A 7,964-nucleotide genomic window follows, 5' to 3' on the forward strand; every position below is an offset into this window, starting at 1 on the left:
GGAGTGGCACGCCGACTAAATAGTTACACCTGCCATCCGTAGTAAAAGTTTACTATCACACCTGCCAGCGCCAGCATTAACCCGATATTTCTGATCCAGGTCAGCAGCCGCGGCGGTTTTACTTGTTGCTGAGGCTCACGGAGGCTTTTAAACAGGCTGCTGCGAGCAGGGATTGCCATGCTGTATAAGCTCATACAGACCATACCGGCTGACAACAGTGCCGCGCCCAGGTCGAGATACACCACACCAATTATCGCCCAGATAACGGCCAGTACCAGCCAGAAAAAGCTGGCGCGGGTAAACTTAAGGGGGGCGGTGGTGCTCATTCACATCCTCATAATATACATGGTTGTTTTAACTCTTTTTTAGCATAGTTACTTGCTGTCGGGCCAGCCCTACGGGCGGAAAAACGTGGCCTGTTCTCTGCTGCACAGGTGGTACTCGTGCTCATCCTCGTCATAAATAACAAAGCCTAACCGTAAATACAGCGCCAGCGCGGGATTCTGCCTGAGAACCGACAGTGTGACACCCGCAGCTGCGTGCCGGTCAAGCAGCGAGGTTAAGAGCATACGTCCATACCCCTTATTCTGGTAGTCAGGCGATATCTGTAATTGCAGAATACTGACCGGCCGGCTGCGAGTATCAAACTTGATGAACCCGACTGGTTTATTTATCGCGGTATCGTAAATAAGGTGCGCCAGATCGAAGCGAAACAGTACCCGCTGCAGATGGTTATGATAGGAATAGTGAATACCATCACGCACCAGATGGCTGTGCATAGTCTGCACACGCAGGTTTACCAGATAGGGGATATCCGCGCGGGTGGCCCGGACCAGTGACAGAGGCATGGCACATTCATAGTAATCGGTGAATAGTCGGGTTTAGTATACATCGCTAATCAGCCAGGCCAATACCCAGTAGCGGGCAAGTTTACCGGCCGTGACCAGCGGCAGAAACCAGCGCAGAGGAATGCGCAAGGCACCTGCGATTACCGTTAACGGGTCGCCAATCACCGGTACCCACGCAAAGCACAGCGAAACCAGCCCATATCGGCGAAAGCGTTGTTCAGCATTCAGGTACTGCTCGTCACTGATACGTAACCAGCGTTGCAGCGCGGTTTTTGCGGCGTACTTGCCAATGGCGTAGTTGGTCAGCGACCCCAGCACGTTACCCACCGTAGCCACAGCCACGACTGCAGGTGGCGGCAAGCCATTGAGCAACAGCACGCTGAGTACCAGCTCCGAACTGAGCGGTAGAATAGTGGCGGCCAGAAAGGCCGCCAGAAATAAGCCTGGCAGGCCGTAATCGGCGAGAAATTCCATGGGTATGAAGCAGGAAAGAAGAGATCAGGCACCGGCAGAGCAGCCGGCGCCTAAGCGCTCCTCGTTACGGCATGACGTAGTCGTAAGACGCCTGAATTCCCAGCGGAATGCCGAGGCTCCAGTAAATCATCAGGAAGATGGTCCATACGATCAGGAAACACACGGAGAACGGCAGCATCATCGAGGTGAGGGTTCCAATGCCCGTCGTTGTGACGTAACGCTGACAGAATACGACCACCAGCGGGAAGTAGGGCATCAGTGGCGTGATGATATTCGTGCTGGAGTCACCAATGCGGTAGGCCGCCTGTGCTAGATCCGGTGAGATGCCAAGCTGCATCAGCATGGGAATAAATATAGGTGCCAGCAACGCCCATTTGGCCGAGGCCGAACCCACGAACAGGTTAATCAGGCCGGTAAGCAGGATAATGCCGGTAATGGTAATGCCACCGGGCAAGGCCATAGACTGCAGAAAGTCTGCGCCTTTTACCGCCAGTAATATGCCCAGATTTGACTGGCCAAAGGTGTAAATAAACTGCGCAATACAGAACATGATCACCAGATAGTAACCCATGCCCTGCATGGCCTTGGTCATGCCTTCCACAAACTGTTTAGAGTTACGGATAGTGCCAATAATCAGGCCATAGACTAAGCCGGGAATAAGAAACAGCAGAAAGATCAGCGGTACAATAGACTTCATCAGCGGGGCTGTGAAAGACGTCAGTGAGCCGTCGTCACCGCGCCAGGGCGAGCCTTCATAAGATGCGGTCACGGCCAGAATAATAATGCCCAGCACAACCGCCGCCAGCGCCCAGCGCAGTGCGGTACGCTCATCGTCTTTGAGCGGCTCCATAGAGGGAAGATCTGACATGTCACCGTCGACGGGATTGTCTTTTAGCTTTGGCTCCACCAGTTTATCGGTAATAAACCAGCCCAACAGCGTGACCACCAGCGCTGACGCGGTGGTGAAATAGTAATTGTTCAACGGGTTCAGCGTCACGGTAGGGTCCAGCAATTGCGCACCTGCTTGTGAAATGCCCTGTAGCATGGGGTCGAGAGCTGAGGGCACAAAGTTTGCCGAAAACCCGCCTGATACACCCGCAAAGGCCGCGGCTATACCGGCCAGAGGATGGCGACCTGCCGCATAAAAAATGACGCCGCCAAGGGGGATTACCAGCACATAACCGGCATCGACGGCCGAGTGACTGACAATACCAATAAGAATGATCATGGGCGTGAGCAGCCAGTTCGCAGTCACCGATAACAGCGCCCGCAGCCCGGCGTTAATAAATCCGGAATACTCGGCAATACCAATGCCCAGCATGGCCACCAGCACCACTCCCACCGGGTGAAAGTGGGCAAAGTTAGTCACCATGGTGGACATCAGCTGGGTAATAGCACTGCCGGAAAGCTGATTACTAATGACCAATGGCTCGCCATTTCTGGGGTCAACTACATTAAAATCGACACCCGACAGCGCCCAGGATAAAACCCAGACCACCGCCAGCAAAATGAGAAAAAGCACGGCAGGGTCGGGCAATTTGTTACCCCAAACCTCTACCTTGTGTAATAGTCGCTGAACCAGCGACGTGCGCGATTGTTCCATAACAGGTTCTCTTATTATTATGTGATTTTTGTCCGCAAATAAGCTACTTGAATTTCAGCGAGAATAACAGCGAAAAAACCAACGGTCGGGTCTGCCAGTCAGCTACCCAGAGCGTCAGGGAAAGGCTGATAAAAGGGAAGGGGTTAAGCAGTGAAAGGTTTCCGTGCAGCGCGCAATCCGGTTAGCTGAGTAATCCGAAGGGAATATCGGTGCTTTCGGCAAATTCTGCATAAATGCGTTTTTGCTGAGAGCCGCGGGGGACTAAGGCGTAGCAGGCTGGGGCCGGAGTGGTTTCCTGAAGTTCAAACCATAGTTTATCCAGCGCATCGGTGCCGTGCACCAGAAAGCTTTGCCCCCAGGTCGTGGCGTACAGCACCATCAGGTGTTCTACCGACGCTTTTTGTCGCAGAGTGGGAAAGTTGATGATAGCCAGACAGGTAGTGACCCGTTCACTGGCCAGCAAGTCTTCCCGGGGCAGGGCGGTCACTTTCACTGGCGGGAAATACAGGCTTAGGTGCCGAACCAGATCCTTAAGATCCGTTTCGTTAATTTCTCCGGCATTGTAATCAATCAGGACATTGGTTTTGGCATCAATAATCCGGCTGGCAACACACCACACCATCAGCTCGACCGGGTTGGGCGCGTGGGCAATGCGCTGCCCCGCATCCACCTTACCTGACTTACTGAGTTGATCACCGGCGAAGGCCGACCAAACTTCACTGCCATTCTTACGCCGTTGTAGCTTTACCGTGATACTGTCGCAATACAGTCCGTCATCAAATGCACAGCGCAAAAACTCAATTTTATTGGGCTTTTTACCGTAAAAGGTGCTCAGACGGCGGCCCAGCACAGTCATGTCTTCTTTGCTCATCGCCTGCTTGCCCGCACTGAGCTGGGCGGAGATGCGGCGATAACACTGGATTAAAAAGCGATGAATGCGGCGGCTTAACTGAACCCGCTCATGGAAAGTCCATTCGCTCTGTGTGTCCAGGTGTTGCAGGTCGGTGCGGCCCCAGCCCCAGCTTTTAGCATAAGCCGCCATAATTTTGCGTTTGAAGGTGGCCGTCTCGCCTTTTGCCAGTGGCACACTCAAAGCACAGCCACACTTAATGTATAAGCACTGCTGCAGCAACAAGACATCTTCGTCCTGCCCTTTCGCCCGATAATGCGCAATAAGCTGGTCGAACATCAGTGCGTACGGGTCGATAGTGGCCACTTGCCCGGGGGCTTCGGCTCCATGATGAACCCGCTTCTTCAACAGGTTACACAGCGGCTGCTCCTGTTCAATATTACCCAGGAACACTTCCAGCTTGGCCATCTTCAGTACCGATTTAAACGGTGACTCCATTGCCTTGCCGAGTTGCCAGATAGCTGCGCCAAACAGCTCTCTGGGCTCCAGTTTTTCCAGGTTGCCTAAATCCATAAACCAGGTGGGATCAGGGGAACCGCCTCCCTCCAGGCTATTCAGCAGAGCATAATATTGTTGGTCGGTAGTGGCTTCGGGGGTGAGCCACCAGAAGGGCGCCTTGCCGGCGACCACTATGTTGGTGGTATAAAACTCGGCTTTCAGGAATACCGCCTGAGCGGAGCCCGCACTTTCGCCGTCGGCGACACCAAAATCGTTCTGGCGTACCTTATCGACCTCGGACAGGAAAAAGTGGACTTCGATACCAAATTTATCGTCGGCCCATTTTTCAACCGCAGTTAACTTTTGCTGTAGCAAGGCCAGCGCCTGCGCAGAGAAACGGTTTCCGTCCACACACACCCAGTAGTCAAAATCAGAACCGCGGGACTGGGCTATTGTGCCAATACTGCCCATTAACACCAACGCATCGATGGCCCGCTGGCGGGGCCAGATTTGTTTGATATCGTCAAACAGGTGTTGCTGGTCGGCAAAACTTTCTGCCAGGGCAATTTCGACGTCTTTGCGCAACGAATAATTGTTAATACCGAAAGGCACGGCGTCGTCATCGACGAAGCCCGGTAACTCGGGATGGTTTACGTGGAGCAAAAACGGCAGTACATGAAATAACGGCTGGTGTTCAGCAGGCATAAGCACCAGCGCACGCTCTATCCGGGCCTTATTATAACGAAGTACGCGGAGTAACCGGATTGTAAGGTTTTGCTGTACAGAAAGCGGTTGTTGCGCTGCCATTGCTGCTCTTTGGGTTCCGTGGTTGCTTCAAGAATAGCGTGATTTGCCAGACGCCGCTCGCTATTTCTGAGCGCGCGTCCCTGCGGCGTCGGTTACACGCATATACGCGCTGACAAGTTTATCAGACCAGTATGTTGAGGATTAAGCAGTTTATCTGCGGACAGGGAATGAACGGTCAGGCCACTGCAGACACAGCCGGGTATGCGTGGTATCAGGCAGGCTGCCACACACCGTGCTCATTCCCGCCCAACAGGTAAATAGCGATGTGACCTTTGCCGGGTAATTCGGTGGGCGGGAGTGCCAGCGTGGCGCCGTGCGACTGTAAGTCAGCCACGGCCTGTTCGATATCTGTTACGCGCCAGTAGGGCCGCACCACCGGCTGCTCATCGGTATGCAGCGGCGCGCGAATACCCAGCATGTAGCCTCCGGCAACCTCGCATGTTCTGGCTCCGCCGAGCACCTCGTCGGGTTTTGACAGCGTGACACCATGCAGTTGTTCGTAATTGCGGCAGGCTTTCTCAACATCCGTGCTGACGATTTCAAGATAGTGTAACTCCATAGGGCGGACTCCTTAATCTACATTAATACACGTTAGTTGCGCTACATATGCAACCAGATGAGTGCTTCACGGGTACTCTCGAAATACTGAATATCGCCTGACACAAACCAATTGGCCACTCTTGTCAGACTTTCCAGCCAGTCATTGTTGCCACAAATTGCTATTTTTCGAAATTCATTACCGTGGCTTAAGCCCAGCTTGAAGTCATCCCAGGCGGCTCTTGCTTCCCAGCCGTCCACCTCGGTTGCATCGATAAAGGCATTGATACTGGGCTTTTTCACCTGAGCTAATGCGGCGTCAAGCATGGGCGTGATTACGGTGTAATCTTCATGGGTGAGCTTGCCCTGGATTTTCATGGTGAGAAAGAATTGTTCGCCGGTTCTTTCTATTCCAATGGCAAGCCCATGTCGTGTGGTTTGCATAACGCTATCCCCCGGGTATGCTGCTGCCAGCATTACAGTAAACGGTAGGCGTGCGTATAAATATACGTGGTATCGACTATAGATAGAATATAGTCAAAAAACGCCCGGCGGACAGGTGCATTTACTACCGGCTTTGTGAATACCGGCAGTACGCCACGAGTTTCGCAGAACAATAGAAAAGATGTACAAACCTGTTAGGTTAACGAGGCAAGAAGCTCCGGTCCCTGGGCGGTGAACAGCCATACACTTAACGTCTACACCGTTGCAAAGGTAGCAGTAAATACAGCTAACAGGGCAACAGAGTTGCCCTGTTACTACTTAGCGGGACCAGGCTCAACGGTAAAGCGAATGTTGGTGTTGGTTAATTTTGCGGCTAGGGTTCATAAACACTGACCTCGTATTCCACCTGTCAGCGATATTATTTAGCGTTCACAAAAGGCTGAGCGCGCAATCTGTTTTTATCTACAACCAAACGTCATTACTTTAAGCCGGCTGAGGCTCAATTGTACTTGTTAGCATTTCCTCTTTACGGTTATCGAGCAAATTTCCAAACTCTGACTGTCTCAGCAATCGCTCCACTTCATCGTAATTTTCAATGAGCTCCGCGAGGTTGTCAGGGTTAATTTTCTTTAATGGAAATTCCATTTTCGGCACTTTCTCGGTATCCAAACTAAGGTGCTCCAGAATCGATTGAGTCACTCCTTTTTTATCATCTATAAGCTCTTCATAGAACACTTCCATATATGGAGAGTCGCTGAATAGCTTTCGGTGATACTCAATTTCGTTCTTAATTGTTCGAAGTTCATTAATAAGGGTGTCGGTTTGCAGAGTTATTGTTACCTTCTCTACTTTCTCACCAGGTTCAGCGTGATATGTATTACGAGCTTGTGCGGTAACTCTTGAAATGTACGTTTTAAGTACATTTTGCCGGATGAGGTGAATTATATGAAAGTCATTTGCTTTTAAATAACGCGTAAGGTCTCGGTTTCGCTGTGTATACATAAGTTTGAAACCGAACGATTTAGTCTCTCTGTCATCCGGAATAAGTGTTTTCATGAACGAGTCAATCATTCTGCCTCTGGCCAGCCTGTTCTGAATTAGTCCTAACCGGCGTGTTTTCAGGTACATGCGGTAGCTGTCTTCACGATCCGTATTTCGCAAAAATATCTCACCATGCCCTTTTATTGATGGGTGTTGGTTCAAATAACGCCAGAGTAGAGTCGAGCCACTTCTCTGTGTGGTTAAAATTACAAACTTTTTCATGGTGCTTCCTTTTGTAATACTTCCCCTCGCACGTTAGGGGAGTTGCCAGTGATACACTTTTAAGCAGTTGACTATTATGAAGTTGTGTAAAGTTCACTTATGGTGAAACAAGTACAATTTATATTCTGCATTTATTGAGATTAGCGGGTTGTTTTAGAAAAACAAAGAGAAATTTATATTTTTTAGCTGCGATCACTTTAATCTAACATGACACTACTTAATATGCTGATCCTCAGAAGGTTTCTCGTTCATATTGCCACATTAGTACTGCACTCCAGCGAAGTTCTGTGGCCAAAAGTTTTTACTTTCCGAAATTTATTCTTGTAGTTAAGGTCCAGCTAAATACCATTCCAGGAGGCTTTGGTGAGGGAGCTCCGTCACGCAGGCTGGATTAAAATGAATTATAAGCGTGAGATTGAGCTATCGGAGCATATAATATGAATGGAATGTAACTTTAAAGGGCCTGGCGGATAGGTGCCTTCCCCCACCGGCTTTGTGAATACCTGTACTGGGTCCCGGGTTTCGCGTGACCTTTCCCCTGAACTAGCACCACTGCTTCGATGAGATTATTCATATTATGCTGCCCGCTTTGCATACTCAACAGGCGGTAAGTAATCCAATGAGCTATGTGGCCGAACAT

At 50.7% G+C, this 7,964-nt stretch carries 9 protein-coding genes; all 9 read right to left on the minus strand.

Translation table 11 applies throughout. The features are described from left to right. Nucleotides 1–23: 23 nt before the first annotated feature. The gene (locus OCL06_RS12040) at nucleotides 24–326 is read right to left on the minus strand and encodes a hypothetical protein (protein ID WP_262994829.1); all 303 of its coding nucleotides are present in this window, start codon (nucleotides 324–326) and stop codon (nucleotides 24–26) included. Nucleotides 327–395: 69 nt separating this feature from the next. Then, nucleotides 396–848, minus strand: coding sequence for a GNAT family N-acetyltransferase (locus tag OCL06_RS12045; RefSeq protein ID WP_262994831.1), 453 nt, complete (start codon nucleotides 846–848; stop codon nucleotides 396–398). Nucleotides 849–881: 33 nt separating this feature from the next. After that, on the minus strand, nucleotides 882–1,322 hold the full coding sequence (locus tag OCL06_RS12050; protein WP_262994833.1) for a YqaA family protein: 441 nt from the start codon (nucleotides 1,320–1,322) through the stop codon (nucleotides 882–884). A gap of 64 nt (nucleotides 1,323–1,386) precedes the next feature. Next, nucleotides 1,387–2,925 carry an AbgT family transporter gene (locus tag OCL06_RS12055; protein WP_262994835.1) on the minus strand — a complete coding sequence of 513 codons (1,539 nt, stop codon included), beginning with the start codon at nucleotides 2,923–2,925 and terminating at the stop codon, nucleotides 1,387–1,389. Between the two features lie 181 nt (nucleotides 2,926–3,106). Next, the gene (locus OCL06_RS12060; RefSeq protein WP_262994837.1) at nucleotides 3,107–5,080 is read right to left on the minus strand and encodes a class I adenylate cyclase domain-containing protein; all 1,974 of its coding nucleotides are present in this window, start codon (nucleotides 5,078–5,080) and stop codon (nucleotides 3,107–3,109) included. Between the two features lie 211 nt (nucleotides 5,081–5,291). Next, nucleotides 5,292–5,639: a VOC family protein gene (locus OCL06_RS12065; protein ID WP_262994839.1), complete on the minus strand. Its 348-nt coding sequence runs from the start codon at nucleotides 5,637–5,639 to the stop codon at nucleotides 5,292–5,294. A 41-nt stretch (nucleotides 5,640–5,680) separates the two neighbouring features. Beyond that, complete coding sequence (locus tag OCL06_RS12070; protein WP_262994841.1) at nucleotides 5,681–6,061, minus strand: SpoIIAA family protein; 381 nt, start codon at nucleotides 6,059–6,061, stop codon at nucleotides 5,681–5,683. 483 nt (nucleotides 6,062–6,544) lie between these two features. Beyond that, a complete protein-coding gene (locus OCL06_RS12075; protein ID WP_262994843.1) occupies nucleotides 6,545–7,324 on the minus strand; it encodes a Stf0 family sulfotransferase in 780 nt (259 codons plus the stop codon). Between the two features lie 454 nt (nucleotides 7,325–7,778). Then, a partial coding sequence (locus tag OCL06_RS12080; protein ID WP_262994845.1) for a hypothetical protein occupies nucleotides 7,779–7,964 on the minus strand: 186 nt, incomplete at its 5' end.

It is taken from the genome of Alteromonas salexigens (assembly GCF_025628895.1).
In the GTDB taxonomy this organism is placed as follows: Bacteria; Pseudomonadota; Gammaproteobacteria; order Enterobacterales; family Alteromonadaceae; genus Alteromonas; species Alteromonas salexigens.